This window comes from Halonotius terrestris (genome assembly GCF_006861665.1).
Lineage (GTDB): Archaea > Halobacteriota > Halobacteria > Halobacteriales > Haloferacaceae > Halonotius > Halonotius terrestris.
In genome coordinates, this window is record NZ_RKLU01000001.1 from 389419 (window position 1) to 408588 (window position 19170).

The 19170-nt window shown below is 63.7% G+C and carries 21 protein-coding genes and 3 tRNA genes; 12 read left to right on the forward strand and 12 right to left on the reverse strand.

The window, feature by feature from the left end:
* Positions 1–4 precede the first annotated feature (4 nt).
* Together gatA and gatC are read right to left on the reverse strand one after the other, a co-directional pair.
* Positions 5–1306 (reverse strand): Asp-tRNA(Asn)/Glu-tRNA(Gln) amidotransferase subunit GatA, encoded by a 1302-nt coding sequence (gene gatA / locus EGH24_RS02040; protein WP_142978513.1) that lies wholly within the window; start codon positions 1304–1306, stop codon positions 5–7.
* The gene (gene gatC / locus EGH24_RS02045) at positions 1303–1581 is read right to left on the reverse strand and encodes an Asp-tRNA(Asn)/Glu-tRNA(Gln) amidotransferase subunit GatC (protein ID WP_142978514.1); all 279 of its coding nucleotides are present in this window, start codon (positions 1579–1581) and stop codon (positions 1303–1305) included. The genes gatA and gatC overlap by 4 nt, the downstream gene beginning before the upstream one ends.
* A gap of 323 nt (positions 1582–1904) precedes the next feature.
* On the opposite strand from gatC, the gene EGH24_RS02050 reads away from it, so the two are divergent.
* The 6 genes from EGH24_RS02050 to EGH24_RS02075 all read left to right on the forward strand — a co-directional run bounded on the left by EGH24_RS02050 (position 1905) and on the right by EGH24_RS02075 (position 6003).
* Positions 1905–2888: a transcription initiation factor IIB gene (locus tag EGH24_RS02050; protein WP_142978515.1), complete on the forward strand. Its 984-nt coding sequence runs from the start codon at positions 1905–1907 to the stop codon at positions 2886–2888.
* An 84-nt stretch (positions 2889–2972) separates the two neighbouring features.
* Positions 2973–3449, forward strand: coding sequence for an NUDIX hydrolase (locus EGH24_RS02055; protein ID WP_142978516.1), 477 nt, complete (start codon positions 2973–2975; stop codon positions 3447–3449).
* A gap of 6 nt (positions 3450–3455) precedes the next feature.
* Positions 3456–3914, forward strand: coding sequence for a gamma-glutamylcyclotransferase family protein (locus EGH24_RS02060; protein ID WP_142978517.1), 459 nt, complete (start codon positions 3456–3458; stop codon positions 3912–3914).
* Between the two features lie 261 nt (positions 3915–4175).
* Positions 4176–5387, forward strand: a complete 1212-nt coding sequence (ilvA, locus tag EGH24_RS02065; protein ID WP_142978518.1) for a threonine ammonia-lyase — start codon at positions 4176–4178, stop codon at positions 5385–5387.
* 38 nt (positions 5388–5425) lie between these two features.
* Positions 5426–5812: a Rid family detoxifying hydrolase gene (locus EGH24_RS02070; RefSeq protein WP_142978519.1), complete on the forward strand. Its 387-nt coding sequence runs from the start codon at positions 5426–5428 to the stop codon at positions 5810–5812.
* Positions 5809–6003, forward strand: a complete 195-nt coding sequence (locus tag EGH24_RS02075) for a hypothetical protein (protein WP_142978520.1) — start codon at positions 5809–5811, stop codon at positions 6001–6003. The genes EGH24_RS02070 and EGH24_RS02075 overlap by 4 nt, the downstream gene beginning before the upstream one ends.
* Here EGH24_RS02075 and EGH24_RS02080 read toward each other — a convergent pair.
* Positions 6000–6788 carry an alpha/beta fold hydrolase gene (locus tag EGH24_RS02080; protein WP_345775854.1) on the reverse strand — a complete coding sequence of 263 codons (789 nt, stop codon included), beginning with the start codon at positions 6786–6788 and terminating at the stop codon, positions 6000–6002. The genes EGH24_RS02075 and EGH24_RS02080 overlap by 4 nt on opposite strands.
* Before the next feature lie 184 nt (positions 6789–6972).
* Here EGH24_RS02080 and EGH24_RS02085 point away from each other — a divergent pair.
* Positions 6973–7053: transfer RNA gene (locus EGH24_RS02085), tRNA-Ser, on the forward strand.
* A gap of 163 nt (positions 7054–7216) precedes the next feature.
* On the opposite strand, the gene trpG is transcribed toward EGH24_RS02085, so the two are convergent.
* From trpG to trpD, 4 genes are read right to left on the reverse strand one after another with little or no spacing between them, the layout of a single operon-like run.
* Positions 7217–7849, reverse strand: a complete 633-nt coding sequence (trpG, locus tag EGH24_RS02090; RefSeq protein ID WP_142978522.1) for an anthranilate synthase component II — start codon at positions 7847–7849, stop codon at positions 7217–7219.
* Positions 7846–9543, reverse strand: a complete 1698-nt coding sequence (trpE, locus tag EGH24_RS02095) for an anthranilate synthase component I (RefSeq protein WP_142978523.1) — start codon at positions 9541–9543, stop codon at positions 7846–7848. The genes trpG and trpE overlap by 4 nt, the downstream gene beginning before the upstream one ends.
* Positions 9540–10187: a phosphoribosylanthranilate isomerase gene (locus EGH24_RS02100; protein WP_142978524.1), complete on the reverse strand. Its 648-nt coding sequence runs from the start codon at positions 10185–10187 to the stop codon at positions 9540–9542. The genes trpE and EGH24_RS02100 overlap by 4 nt, the downstream gene beginning before the upstream one ends.
* Positions 10187–11209 (reverse strand): anthranilate phosphoribosyltransferase, encoded by a 1023-nt coding sequence (trpD, locus tag EGH24_RS02105; RefSeq protein ID WP_142978525.1) that lies wholly within the window; start codon positions 11207–11209, stop codon positions 10187–10189. Before trpD ends, EGH24_RS02100 begins: the two co-directional genes overlap by 1 nt.
* Before the next feature lie 462 nt (positions 11210–11671).
* Here trpD and EGH24_RS02110 point away from each other — a divergent pair.
* Both EGH24_RS02110 and EGH24_RS02115 read left to right on the forward strand, forming a co-directional pair.
* Positions 11672–11746: transfer RNA gene (locus EGH24_RS02110), tRNA-Val, on the forward strand.
* 128 nt (positions 11747–11874) lie between these two features.
* Positions 11875–12480, forward strand: a complete 606-nt coding sequence (locus tag EGH24_RS02115; protein ID WP_142978526.1) for a hypothetical protein — start codon at positions 11875–11877, stop codon at positions 12478–12480.
* Positions 12481–12656: 176 nt separating this feature from the next.
* Here EGH24_RS02115 and EGH24_RS02120 read toward each other — a convergent pair whose 3' ends face one another.
* Both EGH24_RS02120 and EGH24_RS02125 read right to left on the reverse strand, forming a co-directional pair.
* Positions 12657–13103, reverse strand: a complete 447-nt coding sequence (locus tag EGH24_RS02120; protein ID WP_142978527.1) for a hypothetical protein — start codon at positions 13101–13103, stop codon at positions 12657–12659.
* A 4-nt stretch (positions 13104–13107) separates the two neighbouring features.
* On the reverse strand, positions 13108–13359 hold the full coding sequence (locus EGH24_RS02125; RefSeq protein ID WP_142978528.1) for a hypothetical protein: 252 nt from the start codon (positions 13357–13359) through the stop codon (positions 13108–13110).
* Positions 13360–13532: 173 nt separating this feature from the next.
* Here EGH24_RS02125 and EGH24_RS02130 point away from each other — a divergent pair, with 173 nt between their 5' ends.
* From EGH24_RS02130 to EGH24_RS02140, 3 genes are all read left to right on the forward strand, one after another.
* A complete protein-coding gene (locus tag EGH24_RS02130) occupies positions 13533–13763 on the forward strand; it encodes a hypothetical protein (RefSeq protein ID WP_142978529.1) in 231 nt (76 codons plus the stop codon).
* Positions 13764–14177: 414 nt separating this feature from the next.
* Positions 14178–16628 (forward strand): PAS domain-containing sensor histidine kinase, encoded by a 2451-nt coding sequence (locus EGH24_RS02135; RefSeq protein WP_142978530.1) that lies wholly within the window; start codon positions 14178–14180, stop codon positions 16626–16628.
* Positions 16629–16698: 70 nt separating this feature from the next.
* Positions 16699–16783: transfer RNA gene (locus EGH24_RS02140), tRNA-Ser, on the forward strand.
* A 173-nt stretch (positions 16784–16956) separates the two neighbouring features.
* Here the strand turns inward: EGH24_RS02140 and EGH24_RS02145 are convergent.
* The 3 genes from EGH24_RS02145 to EGH24_RS02150 form a co-directional block, all read right to left on the reverse strand.
* Positions 16957–17277, reverse strand: a complete 321-nt coding sequence (locus EGH24_RS02145) for a hypothetical protein (RefSeq protein ID WP_142978531.1) — start codon at positions 17275–17277, stop codon at positions 16957–16959.
* Positions 17278–17301: 24 nt separating this feature from the next.
* The gene (locus EGH24_RS15210; RefSeq protein ID WP_185903207.1) at positions 17302–17469 is read right to left on the reverse strand and encodes a hypothetical protein; all 168 of its coding nucleotides are present in this window, start codon (positions 17467–17469) and stop codon (positions 17302–17304) included.
* A gap of 134 nt (positions 17470–17603) precedes the next feature.
* On the reverse strand, positions 17604–19133 hold the full coding sequence (locus tag EGH24_RS02150) for an alpha-isopropylmalate synthase regulatory domain-containing protein (RefSeq protein WP_246057867.1): 1530 nt from the start codon (positions 19131–19133) through the stop codon (positions 17604–17606).
* Positions 19134–19170: the final 37 nt, after the last annotated feature.

Consider the following 19170-nt stretch of genomic DNA (forward strand, 5'->3'; position numbering starts at 1 on the left):
CTGCTCAGTTCTCGACCGCACTCGCGGCTCGGATGATCGTCTCCTCGCCGAACTTCGGCCCGATGAGCTGGCAGCCGACCGGCAGGCCGTCCACGTCGCCAGCGGGCACGGAGATCGCCGGCAGATTGGCGAGATTGACGGGAACGGTGTTGGCGTCCATGAGGTAGAGCTGAAGCGGATCGTCGAGACTCTCGCCGAGTTTCGGCGGCACCACGGGCATCGTCGGCGACGCCAGCACATCCACGTCCTCGAAGGCGTCGTCGAAGTCCTGTTTCACCCATGCTCGGGCGTCTTGGGCTTTCTTGTAGTACTTGTCGTGATAGCCCGCCGAGAGCGCGTACGTCCCAAGGAGAATCCGGCGTTTGACCTCCGGCCCGAAGCCTTCCTCGCGGACGGCGGCGAACTGCTCGTTCCAGTTGCCCTCAGCGTCGGTGTCGGGGCCGTAGCGGACGCCGTCGAAGCGCGCGAGGTTCGAGGAGGCCTCCGACATGGCGATCACGTAGTAGGCCTGCACAGCGTGTTCCAGCGAGTCCAGCGAGACCTCGGTGATTGCCGCGCCCTGGGCTTCCAGATCGTCCAGCGAGGCCTCAAAGGTCTCGACTACGTCGTCGTCCGCGCCCTCGATCAGGTCGGTGATGACGCCGACTGTGAGGCCCTCGACGTCGCCGTCAGCGGCGGCCGCATACTCGGAGTCCGCGCCGCCGTCGTTGGTCGTCGCGTCGTTCGGGTCGGGACCCGAGATTACGTCGAGCAGCAGGGCAGCGTCCTCGACCGTATTCGCCAGTGGGCCGACCTGTTCGAGGCTGTTGGCGTAGGCGACGATGCCGTAGCGGGAAACGAGCCCGTAGGTCGGTTTGATGCCAACGACGCCGCAGAAGGCGGCGGGGTTCCGGACCGAGCCGCCGGTGTCGCTGCCGAGTGCGAGGTCGGCCTCGCCGGCGGCGACGGCGGCGGCTGAGCCACCGGAGGAGCCGCCGGGCACCCGGTCGGGGGCGGCGGGGTTCTCGGTCGCGCCGAACGCCGAGGTTTCGGTGGTCCCGCCCATGGCGAACTCGTCCATGTTGGCCTTGCCGACCATCGTCGCGCCGGCGTCGAGGACGCGGTCGACGACGGTCGCGTTGTACGGCGGGACGTACTCGTCGAGCATGGCCGAGCCGCAGGTCGTTCTGACTCCTTCGGTCGACATGTTGTCCTTGATGGCGATGGTTCGGCCGGCCAGCGGGCCGTCGTCGTTGCCGTCGACGGTCGCCTCGGTGACGAAGACGTTGTGCACGTCGTCGCCGGCGTCGGCGTGGTCGCTGCTCATGAGACGCTCGGCCCCTTGAAGAAGCCGTCCTCGGTTTCGGGTGCGTTCTGGAGGGCTTCCTCCTGTGAGAGCCCTTCTTGGACCTCGTCGGGCCGCATGACGTTGACCAACTCGGAGTCGCTGTCGACCTCGGGGACCTCGTCGAGGGCGTCGAAGTACGCGAGGATGTCGGCGAACTGCTCGGCGAACTCGTCGGCGTCGGCGTCGTCGAGATCGACCCGTGCGAGGTCGGCGACGTGCTGTACCTCGTCGGCGTCGACGGGCGAATCGCTCATATCCGCCCCGAACCACGGCCTGAGAGTAAGGGTTTCGGTCGGTCGTCGGTGCCGATGCGTGGAGAACTGTCTCGACTGCTACTCCCGGCTCAAAACGGAGTTAGTTGCACGAACGAATATGAATTAAATACAAAATTTTGACCGGCGAAAACACGGACTGCGTAAGGGTTAATTATCATGATTTTTGACCCGGTTCAGTCCCATTATTTTCAAAAAATATATTTTTGGAAATATGGCCTACAGTTAAGTTAGTTCAGCACGTGTTTATCGATGCAGAAAACGAGTGTGAGACGCCGCCTCTTGCACACGCCCCCACACAACTCATGAGCGACAACGTCCGTACGTTTACCGACGAACGCACCCGGAGCCACGAACGGTCGACCGACGAGTCGACCAGCCCCGAGGAGACACTGCGCTGTCCGGAGTGTGACGGCCAGCTCGCGACCGATACCGAACACGGCGAGACAGTCTGCCGGGACTGCGGGCTCGTCGTCGATGAGGACGAGATCGACCACGGCCCCGAGTGGCGTGCGTTTGACAGCAACGAGAAGGATCAAAAATCCCGCGTCGGCGCGCCGACGACGAACATGATGCACGACAAGGGNCTCTCNACNAACATCGGCTGGCAGGACAANGACGCCTACGGCAANTCNCTCTCGTCGCGGCANCGCCAGAAGATGCAGCGACTTCGCACCTGGAACGAGCGGTTCCGCACCCGCGACAGCAAAGAGCGCAACCTCAAACAGGCCCTCGGCGAGATCGACCGGATGGCAAGCGCGCTTGGTCTCCCTGATGCTGTCCGCGAGACCGCCTCAGTCATCTACCGCCGCGCGCTCGACGAGGACCTCCTGCCCGGCCGCTCGATCGAGGGCGTCTCGACGGCTGCCCTCTACGCCGCCGCCCGACAGGCCGGCACGCCGCGCAGTCTCGACGAACTCACGGGCGTCTCACGCGTCGAAAAAGACGAGATCGCCCGCACGTACCGCTATGTCGCCCGCGAACTCAGCCTCGAAATCGAGCCGGCCGACCCCGAGCAGTACGTCCCGCGGTTCGCCTCGGATCTCGATCTCTCCGATGAGGCCGAACGCCGCGCCCGCGAACTGCTCTCGACAGCGAAGGCCCAAGGTGTCCACAGCGGCAAATCGCCGGTTGGCCTCGCCGCCGCCGCGATCTACGCCGCCTCGCTGTTGACGAACCAGAAGGTGACGCAGAATCAGGTCAGCGAGGTCGCCAACATCTCGGAAGTGACGATCCGCAACCGATACCACGAACTGCTCGAAGCCGACGAACAGCAGTCCGTGGCCTGACGCGACTCGTTTTTGCTCGGTTTCGGAACGGCTGCGTTCGTCGCCTTTCGCAACGACAAAGCCGCCGGCCCGCAAGCGACAGCCATGGAGACGACACGCCATTTCACCTCGACCGTCTATATTGTCAACGACGGCGCGACCGCGCTCCACCGGCATGCGGGCCTCGGGATTCGCATCCCGCCGGGCGGCCACGTCGACCGCGACGAACTCCCTCACGAGGCGGGTCGCCGCGAAGTCCGCGAGGAAACCGGCCTCGACCCGACCCTCCACCGCGAGACAGCCGAACTGAACCCGCCGGCCGGCGAAGTCCTCCCGCAGCCGGCTCATATGCTGGTGTACGACATCAACGTTCACCCCGACGGCACGGTCGGCCACCAACACATCGACCATATCTACTTTGCCTCCGTGGACAGCCGCGAGATCGATCCCACCGAGAGCGAGGCTCCAGCCGACCGCTGGGCGTGGTACACCCCCGCTGACCTCCGCAATAGCGACCTCGACGCCGACACGGTCGCAATCGGCTGTGAGGCCATCGAGACGATCAGCGAACAGGACGCGTAGGCAACGATGCCCGAGTTGGTCTTCGTCTACGGCACGCTCACCGACGACGAGCAGGTCGATGGCTTGCTCGACAGCTACCGGTTCGTCGGCGACGCGGTCTGTCACGGGCTCAGCCGCATCGATGGCCGGTACCCGACGCTCGTGCCGGGCGACCGCGTCAACGGTCGCCTGCTCGAAACCGACGAAATCAGGCGACTGGACCGCTACGAGGGCGTTGATCGCGGCCTGTATCACCGCTTTTCGCTTCCCGTTGCTGACAGCGACGACGCCGATGAGAGGCCGCAGGCGGGCGAGCGCGAGGCAATCACCAGCGACACAGCCGGCAGTACGACCGCGATCGTCTACATTGGCGAGCCGGCCGGACTCGGGATCGACACAGTCGACACCGCGTGGCCCGGCCCGGGACCCTTCGACGAGCGGGTCGCGGACTATCTGGGAGCGAATCCCGTCCGAATTATCATTTAATTTTTACAAAACGAATCGCCGCTGACAGCCGTCTGACGGGCGTCAGCAGTCGCCGCCCTCGTGCGGTTTTCACTTCCACTTCGCATGCCCTATGTTTATATACCTCCGGGGCAATTGTTCAGTTGCGCGTCACACGCGTGCATTCCCCTTTCCCGTTTCCCAAACCACTGAGCGACAGCCCTCTTTCGCTGTCGCTTCGCTGTGAGCGGCCGAGTAGCTGACACCGAAACCGATTAGCGGCCGCTCCGGCGAGGGAAACCTATGCTTTCGCTTGCGGCGATCCGCGAGGCGCGCGATCGGATTGCCGACGTGGCCCGCGTGACGCCGATGGAATACTCCCACACCTTTTCGGAGCGAACGGGGGCGGCCGTCCACCTCAAACTGGAAAACTTCCAGCGGACGGGCGCGTTCAAGATCCGCGGCGCGCTCAACCGCATTACGACGCTCTCCGCTGCTGAACAGGCCGCCGGCGTCGTCACCGCCAGCGCGGGCAATCACGCCCAAGGCGTCGCGCTGGCGGCCGACCGCGCCGGCGTCGATGCGACGATCGTGATGCCGGAACACGCGCCGATCTCGAAGGTCAAGGCCACCCGACGATACGGCGGCCGGGTCGTCCTCGACGGCGTCGATTACGAGGAGGCCCAAGCCCGCGCCCACGAGATCGAACGCGAGGAGGATCGCACCTACGTCCACGCATTCAACGACGAGATGGTGATGGCCGGACAGGGAACGATTGGCCTCGAAATTCTCGATCAGCAGCCCGACGTAGAGACCGTTATCGTCCCGATTGGCGGCGGCGGCCTGATTTCCGGCATCGCCACCGCGATCAAGAGTCAGCAGCCGGACGTGCGGATCATCGGCGTCCAAGCCGAGGGAGCGTCCAGCGTTGTCGACTCCCTCAGAGAGGGCGAAATCCAGTCCAGAGACAGCGTCGATACGGTCGCCGACGGGATCGCTACGCGGTCGGTCGGCGAGCAACCGTTCGAGATCATCCAAGAGCGCGTCGATGAGGTGGTGACGGTCTCCGACGAGGAGATCGCCCTCGCGCTCACCCTCCTGTTGGAGCGAAGCAAAACACTCGTCGAGGGGGCGGGTGCGGTCGCGCTGTCGGCCCTGCTCGAAGACCGATTCGACTACGAGGATGACGAGGTGATCGTCCCCGCGCTCTGCGGCGGTAACATCGACATGAACGTGTTGACGACGGTGATCCTGCGGGGGATGATCCAGTTGGGCCGCTATCTCAAAATTCGGACTGTCCTGCCGGACCAGCCCGGCGCGCTGGAGGGGCTGATCGAGATCATCGCCGACAAGGGAGCCAACATCTACGAGATTCACCACGAACGCGCCTCCAGAGAGGTCGGGATGAGCGACACCTCCGTCGAACTCGAACTCGAAACCCACGGCCCCGAGCACGCCGCCGAGTTGCTGGCGACGCTTCGGGACGCCGGCTACGCGGTCGATGTCCAGCAGTAAGGGGCGGATTTATTCGACTCGCCCACCCAGCCGAGGGTATGAAACGGGTCATCAGCACCGACGACGCCCCCGAAGCTGTGGGCGCGTACAGCCAAGCGACGACAGACGGCTCGACGCTCTACACCGCCGGCCAGATTCCCCTCACACCCGACGGCGAGCTCCACGCTGACGCCGACATCACCACCCAGACCGAACTCGCACTCGACAACGTGATGGCGATCCTCGCGGCCGAAGACCTCGGGGCCGAAGACATCCTCAAAACGACGGTCTTTCTGGCCGACATCGACGACTTCGGCGAAATGAACGAGACCTACGAGACGTATTTCACCGCTCAGCCGCCGGCCCGTAGCGCGGTGCAGGCGGGCGCGCTCCCGAAAGGTGTCGGCGTCGAAATCGAAGCGGTAGCGACCTATCCGGAGGCGTGAGCCGCCGCCGCAAATCGAGCCTGCTGTGGGGGCTCGTCGGCGCGCTGTTGTTCCTCGTGCTCGCGTTGGGGTATCGCCTCGCTGGCGGCTCGCTCCCGGTCGGCGTCGGCGCCCTCGCCGGGATCGCTCTCGGCGTCGGTGTCGTTGTCACCGCGCTGGCGGCCGCGCTTGAAGCACGACTGCCGCGTTAGTCGAGGCTATCGGCGACGCGGGACAGACAGCCCTCCTCGGGTTCGAAATACGAGTAGTGGTCGGCGACGATATCGGTGACATCGACATCCGCGTACCCGTCGGGAGCGGCTGCCGGGTCGTCGACGCCGACGCTGCCGACCGCCGTGGTGCGATCCGAGAGTCGATAGACCCACCCGAGCACGCGGTCGCGTCCGCTGTAGAAGTTGGTCACAGGTGCGTCAAGTGCAGCGATTGCGTCGCCGTACGTTCCGTCGCGTTCGACGCTGTCGCTCGGGATCGCGCCGCCGAGCAGCGACACCGACGCGAGAGAGGTGGCGGTGCCGCTTGCCTGTAGTTCGTCTATTGCCGCACAGACGACGCGAGCACCGAGCGAGTAGCCGATCAGGTGGACTGGCCGGCCGTCATCAGTGGCCCACTGCCCGAGCCAGTCAGCGAGCGGTTCGGCGTTCGCGTCGGCGACATCCTTTGCGTCGGCCCACTCGCCATCGGATTCCCAGCTGTAGCCGGCGACCGGCGACGAGCGGTACTCCGCAAGGCCGACATCCAGCGTATAGGTCTGGTCGCGGGCGGCCTGCGGGCCCGTATCGAAGCCATGAACGAACAGAACGAGTTCGTCGGCGTCGGCGAAGGACCACTCGCCCTCGGTGGCGACCGTTTGTGTGTCGCTCTCGGCGTCGCTGAGTCGCCCGCGAGTGGTGAGCATCGGTTGGGACTCCGGCGCGGTGTAGTCGGCGTGCTCGCCGTCCAGCTCGCTGAGGACGTAGGCCGCACCACCGGCCAGCACGGCGACTGCACCGCCGGCACCGAGTAGGAGGTTGCGTTTCGTGAGGCGGGGTCGGATGGAGGAAGTCGAGTCGGTGATAGCGATCTTACGGGCTCCGGCCGAAAGTAAGTGCTGGCGGGCACAGGGAACTCAGAATAGCCGACCAACACGTTTAAAATCGGCAGCGGGGTAGAAGGGGACGCGAGCCAGGATGGCCGAGTGGTAAGGCGCACGCCTGGAAAGCGTGTTCCCTTTGGGATCCGGGGTTCAAATCCCTGTCCTGGCGTTTCTGACGGATCAGCACACACCAGCGGCGCGCTCGCGCCGCGATCACTGCTGATCCGGAACCGCTGACTGACAGGGTTTGAACAGGGAGTGAAGCGAACGGAGTGAGCGAAACGACTGAGTTCAAATCCCTGTCCTGGCGTTTTGCGACGAACAACAGATCGTCACGCAGTCGCTGCCGATTTGCCGACGGCCTGCCGCAGGAAATTGTCGATCACGTCGTGACCGACGGCGGTCAGGACGCTCTCGGGGTGGAACTGTACGCACTCGATGGGGTGCTCGCGGTGACGAATCCCCATCACCAGTTCTTCGGCCTCGTGATCGGTCGTCGCCGACACCTCGAAACAGTCCGGGATATCAGTCGCAATCAGGGAGTGGTACCGACCGGCCTGAAACCCCTGTTCGATATCGGCGAAGACGCCCTCGCCGTCGTGATCCATCGGATAGGCCTTGCCGTGGATCGGTTCGGGGGCGTGGCCGACGCTGCCGCCGTACTCGTAGGCCGCGGCTTCGAGGCCGAGACAGACCCCGAGCGTCGGCGTCTCCGGGCTCAGCTCCCGGAGTACGTCCATCGTCACACCCACGTCGCGGCTGTTTTTCGGATGGCCCGGCCCCGGACTGATGAGGATCGCATCGGGATCGACCGCCTCGATTTCATCGAGGGAGGCCGTGTTTTTCAGCACCGTCACGTCGATCTCCTCGAAATCGCCGTCTCCGTCGGGAATCCGGGTCTCGGAGACGTACTCGACGAGGTTGTAGGTGAACGAGTCATAGTTGTCGACGACAAGGACGTTCATTGCTCGTCCTCCTGCGATTCGAGTCCCTCGATAGCGGTCAACACGCCGTCCATCTTCTGTTCGGTCTCCTCGTACTCCGACGTGGGATCGCTGTCGGCAACGAGGCCCGCGCCCGCTTGGACGGTGATCAGATCGTCACCCTCGTTCGCGTCGCTGAGATCGCCATCCACGTTGTCGCCGTCGGCTCCCTCGTGCTCGATGGTCGCGGTGCGGATCACGATAGCGAAATCGGCGTCGCCGCTCCACGAAAAGTAGCCGACTCCGCCGCCGTAGACGCCACGCGGCGATGCCTCGAGATCGTCGATGATCTCCATGGCGCGGACTTTCGGCGCGCCGGTGAGCGTCCCCGCGGGGAAGGTGACGCGAGCGGCATCGAAGGCGTCGTACTCGTCGGCGACGCGGGCGGTGACCGTCGATTCGATATGCTGGACGTGGCTGTACTTCAGGACGCTCATGAACTCCTCGACTTCGACGCTGCCGGGATCGGCGACCCGGCGTACGTCGTTGCGCGCGAGATCGACGAGCATCGTGTGCTCGGCGCGCTCTTTGCCGTCTGCCAGCATCTCGCCGGCGAGTCGGCGATCCTCGACGGGGCTGGAGCCGCGCGGGCAGGTGCCCGCGATCGGGTTCGAGACGATCCGGTCGCCCTCGACGGAGACGAGGGTTTCGGGGCTCGCGCCGACGATGGAGAAATCGCCGTGGGACATGAGGTACATGTACGGCGAGGGGTTGACCGACCGGAGCGATTCGTAGAAGCTGATCGGGTCGATGTCGCCGGCGAGTTGGCGGCGGCGGGAGATGACGCCCTGATAGATGTCGCCGTCGAGGACGTGCTGTTTGGCGGTGCGGACGGCGTCCTCGTAGTCGCTCTGCGAGCCGGCGGTTTCGTCGGTCCGGCTGAAGCCGGTGGTCGGCGGGTCGTCAGCCGCGGCGAGCGTCGCGGCAACGTCGGCGGCTTCGGCCACGAGGTCGTCGTAGCACTCGCTGGGGTCGTCGTCGGGCCCGATAACAGGGGTAAAGACGAGTTCGACCGTGCCCTCGGCGTCGTCGAAGACGAGCGTCCGGGTCGTCAACGCGAACTGGGCGTCCGGGAGGTCCGTGTCGGGTCGCTCGCGGCCGACCTCTTCGAGCACCAGATCGTAGACGGCTTCGTGGGCGAGAAAACCGACGAGGCCGCCCGAGAGCGTCCGGCGGTCGACATCGGGGAACCCGCGGCGGTCGACCGCGGGGAGGCCGCGGCGGAGGCGGTCGAGCACGTCGCCGTCGGTCGCCGCGTCGCCGCGGTAGGCGTCGACGACGAGGTCGCCGACGTCGCCGAGGCGGTCGACTTCAGTGTGGTTCGGATACACCGAAATGATCGCCTCGGGGTCGTAGCCGACGAAGGAGTACCGGGCGTGGCGTTCGGCGTCGGTCGCCGCGGTGAACGCGCCGTCAGGATCGGAGGAAGCGACTTTTTCCGCACTCTCCAGGAGGAAATTGTACTCGCTGCGGTCGGCGAGGGCGGCATAGGCAGCGAGCGGTGAAGTATCGAGATCGAGCGTTGCGGCCGCGCGAGCGACGACCGGCTCATCGCGGTCGGCGTCAACGAGGGCGACGTAGTCGTCGCGGCTGCGGTCGAAGCTGAACAGGTCGCTATCGGCATCGGCCGCAGCAGCCGCGTCGTCGCCACTGGCTGCCGTCTCGCCGGTCGTCATGCTGGCACCTCGATCTCGCGGCCGGCGTTCCGGACGAAGGTGGCGACAGCAGTGTGATCCTTGCTGCCCTCCGAGCGTTCGACGCCGGAGGCGACATCGACGCCGAACGGCGCGGCCACCCGGATCGCCTCGGCGACGTTGTCGGGCGTGAGGCCGCCGGCGAGGATCACCGGCGTCGTCAACGTTTCCACGAGGTCGGCAGTCGCCTCCCAGTCGTGGGTTTCGCCGGTGCCGCCCGCGCCCTCTTCGGTCGTCGAATCGATGAGCAGGGCGTCGGCGACGCCGTCGAGCGCGTTGGCTCGGTCGGTGTCCTCGTGGTCGACGGCGGCGATGACCTTGACGCCCGTTTCGGCGCGGATGTAGCCGAGGTCGTCGGCGTCGAACTCGCCGTGGAGTTGGAGCGCGTCGGGCTGGATCGCTTCGACGAGTTCGACCGCGCTTTCGGCGTCCTCCGGCATCGAGACGAGCGTTGCAGTGACGAACGGCGGGACGGCCGCGACCAACTCGGCGGCCGTGCTGCGGTCGACTTCCCGCGTCGTTGCCACGTCGACCGCCGAGATGATCCCGACTGCGTCGGTGCCGGCTTCGATGGCGGCTTGGAGGTCGGCGCGGTTCGTGATGCCGCAGATCTTGGTGCGTGCCATCAGGCGTCCCCGGCCTCCGGTGCGGCCGTTGACTCGCGTAAGGCGTCGAGTTTGGCCGCCGCGTCGCCCGAGTCGATGGCCTCGGCGGCCGCTTCGACTCCGGCTTCCAGCGACTCGGCTTCGCCGGCGACGTAGATCGCCGCGCCCGCGTTGGCGAGGATCAAATCACGTTTCGGGCCGGTCTCCTCCCCGGTGAGGATCGCTTCGAGGTCGGCGGCGTTCTCTTCTGGACTGCCGCCGGCGACAGCCTCGATTGGAGCCGAATCGAGACCGAGGTCCTCGGGCGTGAGCGTGAACTCGGTGACTTCGTCGCCGTCGACCTCGGCGACAGTGGTCTCGTCGTGGAGNGCGATCTCGTCCATNCCGGNNCCGTGGACGACGAGCGCGCGNTCGACNNCCATCNNNGNGAGCGCNCGNGCGANCACGGGNACGAGNTCNGGNTCGTAGACGCCGANNANNTGNGCGTCNGCNNCGGCGGGGTTCGTCAGNGGGCCGAGNACGTTGAAGATCGTTCGCATCCCGAGTTCCTTGCGCGGGCCGATGACGGCCTTCATCGCCGGGTGGAACACGGTCGCCAGCATGAAGCCGATGCCCTCGTCGTTGATCGCGCTCTCGACGGCGTCGGGTTCGGCGTCGACGGTGACGCCGGCGACTTCGAGCACGTCCGCGCTGCCCGAGGAAGAGGAGACGGAGTAGTTGCCGTGTTTNGCGANCGGGACGCCNGCNNCGGCGNCGACGATNGCGCTNGTCGTCGAGACGTTGATNGTNTCGTAGTCGTCGCCGCCGGTGCCGCAGGTNTCNACCAGNGGCNCCCGGTCGGGNTCGATGGTNCGNGCGGCGTCNCGCATCCCNTNNGCGAAGCCGGCGATCTCGGNTTCGGTCTCGCCNTTNGCNCGCANNGCNGCCAACAGCGCGCCGATCTGCGCTTCGGTTGCTTCCTCGAACACGAGGCGGGCCGCATCCCGCGCCTCGTCGAGTCCCAAATCCTCGCCGTCGGCCACACGTTCGATGTAATCCTGCATTGTTAGTCACCAGTGTATGAGTTCGTCTTGTAATGTACACGTCTGTACATCGCTAAAAGGCTATCGACCGACGACGCACAGCGAGACAGCGACACATGCCGCGACAGCGGCCGCAACACCGGCGGTTAGAAACACACAGGCAAGCAGTTTGGTCGGGAGACAGAGCAGCCGGATTCCTGGCGGACTGAAAGGGCGAGGTTCTCTCGGCGAACCCGGACGACGCAAGCACCGCAGGAGTGAGCGAAGCGAACAACGAGGAGCGCAGCGAGTCCCGGGAGCCGAGAGAGCCGAGGGCTTTCTACACCTGTTTTGCCTCGCAACAACTCACACTTGAACAACACGCGAGTTCGCATCGACCGGCAGCAGGCGGGCGGTTCCCAAACCACCAGCCGGGCCGCGCTTCGAAAGCTTCAATTACGTCCCCCGGATACTGACGAGTGCGTCCGAACGTACGACCAGCACGGGTTTGTGGTCTAGTCTGGTTATGACACCTCCTTGACATGGAGGAGGCCGGCAGTTCAAATCTGCCCAAACCCACTTTCTGCTTTCTCACACCGACGAGCGACGGAACCGGCTCGAATGTGGAAAATCGGTTCTGATGTGATTCTAGCGATCCGAAAATGTCGGTGAAGCAACTTTATTGCCGTGACGGCCACAGCACTGCCATGCGCCGACGAACGTTCGTGGCGACGGTTGGGCTGGCATCGCTCGCAGGGTGTGCAGCCGATAACAACGGCGGCGGATCAACTGACGGAGAAAGCGAGCAGTCGCCGGACGCACAACTGCCGTCGAACGCACCGGAGAATACCGACGTGGTGATAACGGACAATCTGCTCGAAGTATATCTCAGCGAGATCGAGGAGATCTCCGAAATACGAGTTGTCGACGACGGAGAACTGCGAACCGTTGAACCTGCGAACGACGTGTTCATACACGCAATTGTCGAAGTCTGGAATATGAGCGAGGAGGAGCGCGACCGGATGGATTCGAGCACCTTTCGCCTGTGGTCCGCCGGCGACGTGTATATCGAACTTCTAGAGTTACCAGGTGGACATTCAGTTCACGAAATACGCGATGAACGGATCTTCCAGACGGATTGGGATCGGGATCGAGCCCCCGGATTCGAGAGTTTGAACCCTGATAACATAGAGCGGCTCATGTTCTTATTCGATGTGCCTGAGAGCAGCGGCTACCTGATGGAGTGGGAACCAACTGCGCCGATTGATGGCTCAACGGAGCGGGTATACCTCCGAGAGCGCACAGATGAATAACAGGTCGAAGCCGAGCTTGCTGTTGCTGATTGTGGTTGCAGGGCGTTGATTGCGCAGAAATGAAATCATAAAACTGTCAAACAGTTCTCTGATTTCTCGCAACGACAAGCGAAGCGAGCATAGCGAGCAGAGCAGACCCTGCTACTTGCAGGGCTACAACTACAAAACCGAACCGGTCAGTTCTCAGCTAAATGTTCTTCAACTCGTTCTACAGCATCAAGAATATCATTTCTGAACTCAACGAACTCAGAATTTGAGTTAGAATGAAAAGAGTGCTCAGAAGGTTTACGACATTCCTCAGCTAACGCGTCTAACGCATCTACCACATCAGGATCCACATCAAGTTGTTCACCACTTGAAGCGTGTCGTGAGATCTGTCTTTCAAAGAGTCCCATCTGACTGCTTATTTCAGTGAGATTACTGCCGGGATGCTCGGGGCTATCCCAAAGCCGTTGCCAAGTCCGACGAACCTCAGCGGCATGAGCAGCAGTCTCTGTGTACCAATCTTCCACTTCTGCTGACTCTTCAACCGACTGTTCACGACGCAACCTAACCTCAAAACTCGCTATTGATACAATGAATGAAAGTAGTCCTGAAGCCAAAACAGTCAGCCAATCTACCATCTTGCTATCGGTGTTTATTGAAATTCGACATGTCAATATCTAATTCAACGCGTTCGTTACATTCTCTACAGACAGCAGATCCATCATATTCACCGCTACCGCTTTTCCATGTAGCTGCATCAAATGAACGGGACTCACAATTCGGACATTCTACAGCACCACTCTCAATCTGCTCCTCAATGTGATCAACTGCCATGTCTTCAGCAGCGTCTGCTATCTTCTCCTTGAGAGAATCAGGATCAAGATCAATTCCCATACAATATTTGTGACAACATAGAATAAAAAGACCGGGTGTTCGGCCGGTCGATCGGAGGCGGTGTACCGCTTTGTGCTCTCTAATTTAGACTTCTATACAACCACTAACACGTGGTCAAGAGCCACCCTTTCGAGCGGCAAAACCGTTTACCGAGCCCGACGCCACGAAACAGTATGCATCGAACACCGCAGGATGCACCGTCACGGTGTCCAGCCTGTGGGCAGGCCTACGCCTCCGTAAGTGCCCACAGCGGCGGCCTGATGGTGAACCTGATCGAAAACGACCGGTATCAACGCGTCTGTGTCGAACCGACAGCCAGCGAGGGCGAGCCCTGCGTGTACTTCTATCACCACACCCACGAACAGACCCAGCCCGACAGCACCGACGACCCGGCGACCGCATGAGGGCTGGACTTCACGGCTGATAATTTGAGTTTAGTTTTTATATACCAGTCCATCGTCGCAAAAAGTAGAGCCGGCATCCGATACTTGCATGCCGAAAACGGCCTCTGCATTTGACAAGCTCCTGTCTGTATATCTGGATTTGCTGGCTCGGGCTGACCCGGCCGTGTGTGGCGCGATGCCGCCGGATCGAATCCGGTCGCGGCCGCTCTTCGTTTTCGATGATGCCAACTGCGTCGGCCGATTCCCTCGAGAGCCGCCAGCGTGAGTCGCGGGTGTCGATCCGACCGCGGACGCTGGCAACTGTCCGCCGTTTTATTTCGATAAAAGACAGTCCAATTTTTATAACCGGGATGGGTAGCACCGCAAAAGGTTGGCTCGGCGGCGACGGACCCCGCCGACCCACGCATCAGACCAATGACTGACCGAGACGAGCGCGTCCGCGTCCTCTACGAACTCGCCTTGGCCATCGAGCCCGGCGAGACAGTTCAAGAGACGGCCGAGCAGGCTCTCACCGCCTATCTCCAGAAGCTAAACTGCTCGGTCGGCGCGGTCTTCGCCGAGTCGCCGACGGCGATCGGCGGCTACGAACGCGTCACCGCCCTCCCCACCACCGTCGAGAGCAACGACCTGTTTACCGCCGCCGAAGCACGGCTGACCACGTGGGCGACGACGCCCGACGCCGACCGCGAGTCGTTACCACTGGCCGACGAACCGAGCCCCGAAAGCCACTACTATCTATTCGAACTCCCGGAGTTCGGCGTCCTCCTGCTCGGGAAACACGGCCCGGGACTCGACGACGCCGTCATCGACTCGCTGGGGCCGCTCAACGAGAAACTCGCCACCGCCTGTACGACCAAGCAGGTCGAAGCTGAACTCCGCGAGGAGCGCGACCGCTTGGAGGCGATCTTCACGACGATTCAAGAGCCCGTCGTCAATGTCTCGCTGACCGACGACACCCCGGTCGTCAAACGCGCCAACGAGCCCTATCGGGAGACCTTCGGCGACCCCGACGCCGCATCGGCCGCGACCCCCGAAGCAAACGAAACCGACGGATCGGGCGATGTCGCGTCGATCCCGTGGATCGAACCGACGACGCCACCCGACGAGGAAACCGCGGAAGCGGCCGTCGAGATCGACGCCCGGTTGGCCCGCGGCGAGCCCGTCACCGAGGAGATTCGCCGGGAGACGACCGACGGCGTCGGCGACTTCCTCCTGCGGGCGGTGCCGGTCGCCGACGGCCGGGAGCTGTTTGCGATGTACGTTGACATCACCGAGGAGAAACGCCGCCAGCGCACCCTCCAATCGCTGTATCAGGAAGCCCAGGAGGTCCTGACCAGCGAGGACCGCGAGACGGCCTGCAGCCGAACGGTTGCGACCGCGCTGTCGATCATCGACGCCGACCTCGCTGAGATCCACCTCTACGACCGCGGCAGCGACAGCCTCCAGCCGGCGGCAACGACACACCAAACCCCGGTCGTCGGCCGCGGCGAGGCGTTGATCGACGACACGCTGCTGTGGGCGACGTACACCGGCGAGGCACGTTGTCTCGACAACCTCTCGGCGGCCGACGGCGATCTGCCACACACCGGGCTGGCGATCGAGAGCGTCATGCTGTTGCCGCTCGGCGACCACGGTGTGCTTGTCATCGGCGACGAGCGACGGGCGGCGTTCGACGAAACCGACTTCCAGGCTGCCAAGCTGCTGGCCGCCCTCGTCGAAGTCGCCCTCGGTCGGGCCCGCCGCCAACAGAGCCTCGAAACCATCCAAGAGCTCACCCAAGAGGTGTTGACCACCGAGAGCCCGGAGGCGATGGTCGAGCCAGTCTTGGACCGGCTGCCCGACGCGCTCGACCTCCCGCTGACGGGGATCTGGCAGTACGACGCCGGCCGGGATCGGCTCGAACCGCTGGGGATGACCGACCCTGCGACCGATCTCTTCGATGCCCCGCCGACGTTCTACCCCGGCGACAGCATCGCGTGGGATGCCTTCGAGGACGGCGAGACGCAGATCATCCCCGATATCGGCGACCACCCGAACCCCTACAACGAGGACAGCCAGATCCGCTCGGAGGTCATCGCCCCGCTCGGGGAGTTCGGGCTCCTGATGGCTGGCTCCGTCCGCCCGCAGGACCTCACCGAACTCGATCGAAACATCGCCGACACGCTGGCGTCGAACCTCGAAACCTCGATGGAGCTCATCAACAGCCGGCAGGAGCTCGACCTCCTCGATCAACTGCTCGGCCGCGTCCTCCGGCACAATATCCGCAACGACCTCAGCGTGATCACCGGCTACGCCAAAGTGCTGGAGGATCAAGCCGACGGAGAGTACGCCGCGATCACCGATCCTATCGTCACCCACTGCGAGAACCTCGAACGCACCGCCGACAACGCCCGGACGATGCAACAGGTCGTCCAGACCCGCGACACCCGCCGCGGGATTCCCGTCGATACCGTCGTTGACGACGCGCTCCAGCGGCTCCGCGACGACTGGCCGACTGCCGCCGAGATCAGCGTCGACATCGACAGCGAGGCAGCCGTCCTCGCACATCCGAAGCTTCCGACCGCGATCTTCCACCTGCTACAGAACAGTCTCGAACACGGTATCCCCGACGGGACCGCCGCCGATTCAGTCAGCGTCGCTACCGAGGAGGACGACGACCACGTCGTCATCGAAGTCGCCGACGATGGGCCGGGGATTCCAGAAGACGAGTTGGCAGTCGTCGAGCAACACGGCGAGTCAGCGCTCGAACACGGCAGCGGGATCGGCCTCTGGCTGATCGACCGGATCGTCCAGTACTCGAATGCGACTATCGAGTACGAAACGTCGTCGGGGACGACGGCGCGAATTCGGCTTGAGCGGGCGTGAGACGTCGAGGAATCGCAGCAGGGCGGTGGATCGGAATCTTTTACTTTCGGCACGGGCGAGAGGGAGACGAGCCGAGGTAGCCTAGCCTGGCCAAGGCGGTAGATTCGAAATCTACTGTCCATTCGGACTCGGGAGTTCAAATCTCTCCCTCGGCGTTTCTACCGCGAGCAACACGCCGAGAGCCCTCCGTGGCTCTCGGTTGCCGCGAGCGGTTGTCGGAGAGTCGAGAGTTTGAACGAGTGAGTGAAGCGAACAGCGTGAGCGAAACGACCGTAGTTCAAATCTCTCCCAGAAACCACGTTGCTACGTCGTCAACGACATACCCGAATTACTCAGAAAACTGCTCAGCCAATCCCTGCTGTTGGCTGTTGTCGCCACCGCGGAGTCGGCGTCGCCGCTTGTCGAAAGCACGCTCCAACTCACCGCGGGAGTTCCGCGACACGAGATACGCATCGACCGATGAGGTGTCCTGCGGGTGGGCCGACTGAATCCAGACGTGGTCCCGACCCCCGCCGGTCAGCTCCTCGGCCCACCCCTCGGCGGCGTCGCGGTCCTCGAAGCGATGGGTCGCGCCCTCGGTGTTGATCGTCCGCCCAACCTCGGGGTTTCGCTTGCGCGCGGAGGGTTTGATTTCGACGACGTACGCCACAGCGACGTTTCAGCGGCATCGCTCTTAGACGTACGGGTTCGATACGGATTCGGATGCGAGAAATAGGTATAGAAAGCCCTCGGCTCTCTCGGCCGCCGAAAGACTCGCTTGCGCTCGTCTTTCGAGGTTCTGCTCGCTTCGCTCGCAGAACTCCCGGGACTCGCTGCGCTCCTCGTCGTTCGCTTCGCTCACTCCTGCGGTGCTTGCGTCGTCCGGGTTCGCCGGGAGAGCCTCGCCCTTTCATTCCGCCAGGACGTGGTTTGGTCGGTTGGCTGACCAAACCGCTTGCCTGCTCGGAGCTCAAATCAAAAAAGCGAGTGCGCAGATCAGTCGTCAGCGACCGGCTGTTCCGGCGGCGATGCCGCAAGCAGGCGATCGAGGGCGTCGACCATCGCGTCGACCGAGGCCCGAGTGATATCGGAATCGGAGGCAGCGACTGTCACGGTGTGATCGCCGCGGGTCATCTCGACTTCGACGGTGACGACGGCGTCGGTGCCGCCGGTGATGGCATCGACGTGGAAGGAATCGAGTTCGGCGTCGGCCGCCGGGCCGAGAGCCTGGCGAACGGCTTTGACAGCGGCGTCAACCGGGCCGGAGCCGGTGTTTGCGGCGGTGCGTTCCTCGTCGCCGACGCGGAGTTTGACGCTGGCGGTCGGCACCTCACCGCCGCTGGCGGTCGTCAGCGTCAGGAGTTCAACGTACCGCTCGCGGTCACGACCTTGGACATCCTCAGCGATAGCGAGGAGATCGGCATCGGTGACGCGTTTGTCGCGCTCACCGAGGGTTTTAACGCGCTCGACGATAGCGGCGAGTTCGTCGTCGCTCACGTCGATGTTGTGTTCGTTCAGCGCGGCTTCGACGCCAGCGCGGCCGGCGTGTTTGCCGAGGACGAGCCGTCGTTCTCGACCCACCGTTTCGGGTGGATACGGCTCGTACATCGCACCGTCCTTGAGGGTGCCGTCGGTGTGAATCCCACTTTCGTGAGTAAAGGTGTTCTCGCCGATGACGGCCTTGTTCGGCGCGAGCGGGATGCCGGTGTTCTGGCTGACGGTCGTCGCCAGCTTGTAGACGTTCGGGAGGTACAGCGTCTCGATATCGTAGCTGTGTGAGAGCGCGATAGCGACCTCCTCGATGGCGACATTGCCGGCGCGTTCGCCGATGCCGTTGACCGTCCCGTGGACGAAGTCAGCCCCGGCTCGCAGGCCGGCGTGGACGTTCGTCATCCCGAAGCCCAGATCGTCGTGGGTGTGGACGCTTGTCGGGCCCAACTCGGCGAGTTGGGAGACCACGTCGAAGGTGTGTTCGGGGCTCGCGTGGCCGACGGTGTCGGCGTAGCAGAACCGGTCGGCNCCNGCNTCGTGGNCGGCNTCNGCGAGNTCNNCGAGGAANTNGNGGTCNGCNCGGGAGCCGTCCTCGCCGAGCNNNTCGACCCACAGATCGTGGTCGGTCGCGTACTCGACGAGTTCGACCGAACTCTCGATGACCGCCTCGCGGGTCGAGCCGACCTTCGTCTCGATGTGTTTGTCCGAGGAGGGCACCACGAGCGTGATGCCATCGACGTTGCAGTCCAGCGCGTGGTCGATGTCGGATTTGATGCCTCGGGCGAAGCTGGTGACCGTCGCGTCGAGATCGAGATCGGTGACGCGGCGGATACAGTCGCGTTCGCCTTCGGAGGTGCAGGCACTGCCGGCCTCGATCACGTCGATCGCGGCGGCTTCCAGTGCCTCGGCGATCTCGACCTTTTCGTCGGGGGTCAACGAGACGCCGGGGGCCTGTTCGCCATCCCGAAGCGTGGTGTCCAGTAGCTGTACGTCGTCTGCAGGGAACGCCGAGCGAGCCGAGTTGCCACTACTCAACTCATCTGTTGTGTCTGAATTCACGGATAAATACCAT

Bases quoted from the DNA above. Each gene is read 5' to 3' on its own strand.
- EGH24_RS02135 (WP_142978530.1), top strand. From the start codon at position 14,178: ATGACTGACCGAGACGAGCGCGTCCGCGTCCTCTACGAACTCGCCTTG.
- EGH24_RS02120 (WP_142978527.1), bottom strand. From the start codon at position 13,103: ATGGTAGATTGGCTGACTGTTTTGGCTTCAGGACTACTTTCATTCATT.
- EGH24_RS02125 (WP_142978528.1), bottom strand. From the start codon at position 13,359: ATGGGAATTGATCTTGATCCTGATTCTCTCAAGGAGAAGATAGCAGAC.
- ilvA (WP_142978518.1), top strand. From the start codon at position 4,176: ATGCTTTCGCTTGCGGCGATCCGCGAGGCGCGCGATCGGATTGCCGAC.
- gatC (WP_142978514.1), bottom strand. From the start codon at position 1,581: ATGAGCGATTCGCCCGTCGACGCCGACGAGGTACAGCACGTCGCCGAC.
- EGH24_RS02055 (WP_142978516.1), top strand. From the start codon at position 2,973: ATGGAGACGACACGCCATTTCACCTCGACCGTCTATATTGTCAACGAC.
- trpE (WP_142978523.1), bottom strand. From the start codon at position 9,543: ATGACGACCGGCGAGACGGCAGCCAGTGGCGACGACGCGGCTGCTGCG.
- EGH24_RS02115 (WP_142978526.1), top strand. From the start codon at position 11,875: ATGCGCCGACGAACGTTCGTGGCGACGGTTGGGCTGGCATCGCTCGCA.
- trpG (WP_142978522.1), bottom strand. From the start codon at position 7,849: ATGAACGTCCTTGTCGTCGACAACTATGACTCGTTCACCTACAACCTC.
- EGH24_RS02070 (WP_142978519.1), top strand. From the start codon at position 5,426: ATGAAACGGGTCATCAGCACCGACGACGCCCCCGAAGCTGTGGGCGCG.
- gatA (WP_142978513.1), bottom strand. From the start codon at position 1,306: ATGAGCAGCGACCACGCCGACGCCGGCGACGACGTGCACAACGTCTTC.
- EGH24_RS02130 (WP_142978529.1), top strand. From the start codon at position 13,533: ATGCATCGAACACCGCAGGATGCACCGTCACGGTGTCCAGCCTGTGGG.
- EGH24_RS02060 (WP_142978517.1), top strand. From the start codon at position 3,456: ATGCCCGAGTTGGTCTTCGTCTACGGCACGCTCACCGACGACGAGCAG.
- EGH24_RS02100 (WP_142978524.1), bottom strand. From the start codon at position 10,187: ATGGCACGCACCAAGATCTGCGGCATCACGAACCGCGCCGACCTCCAA.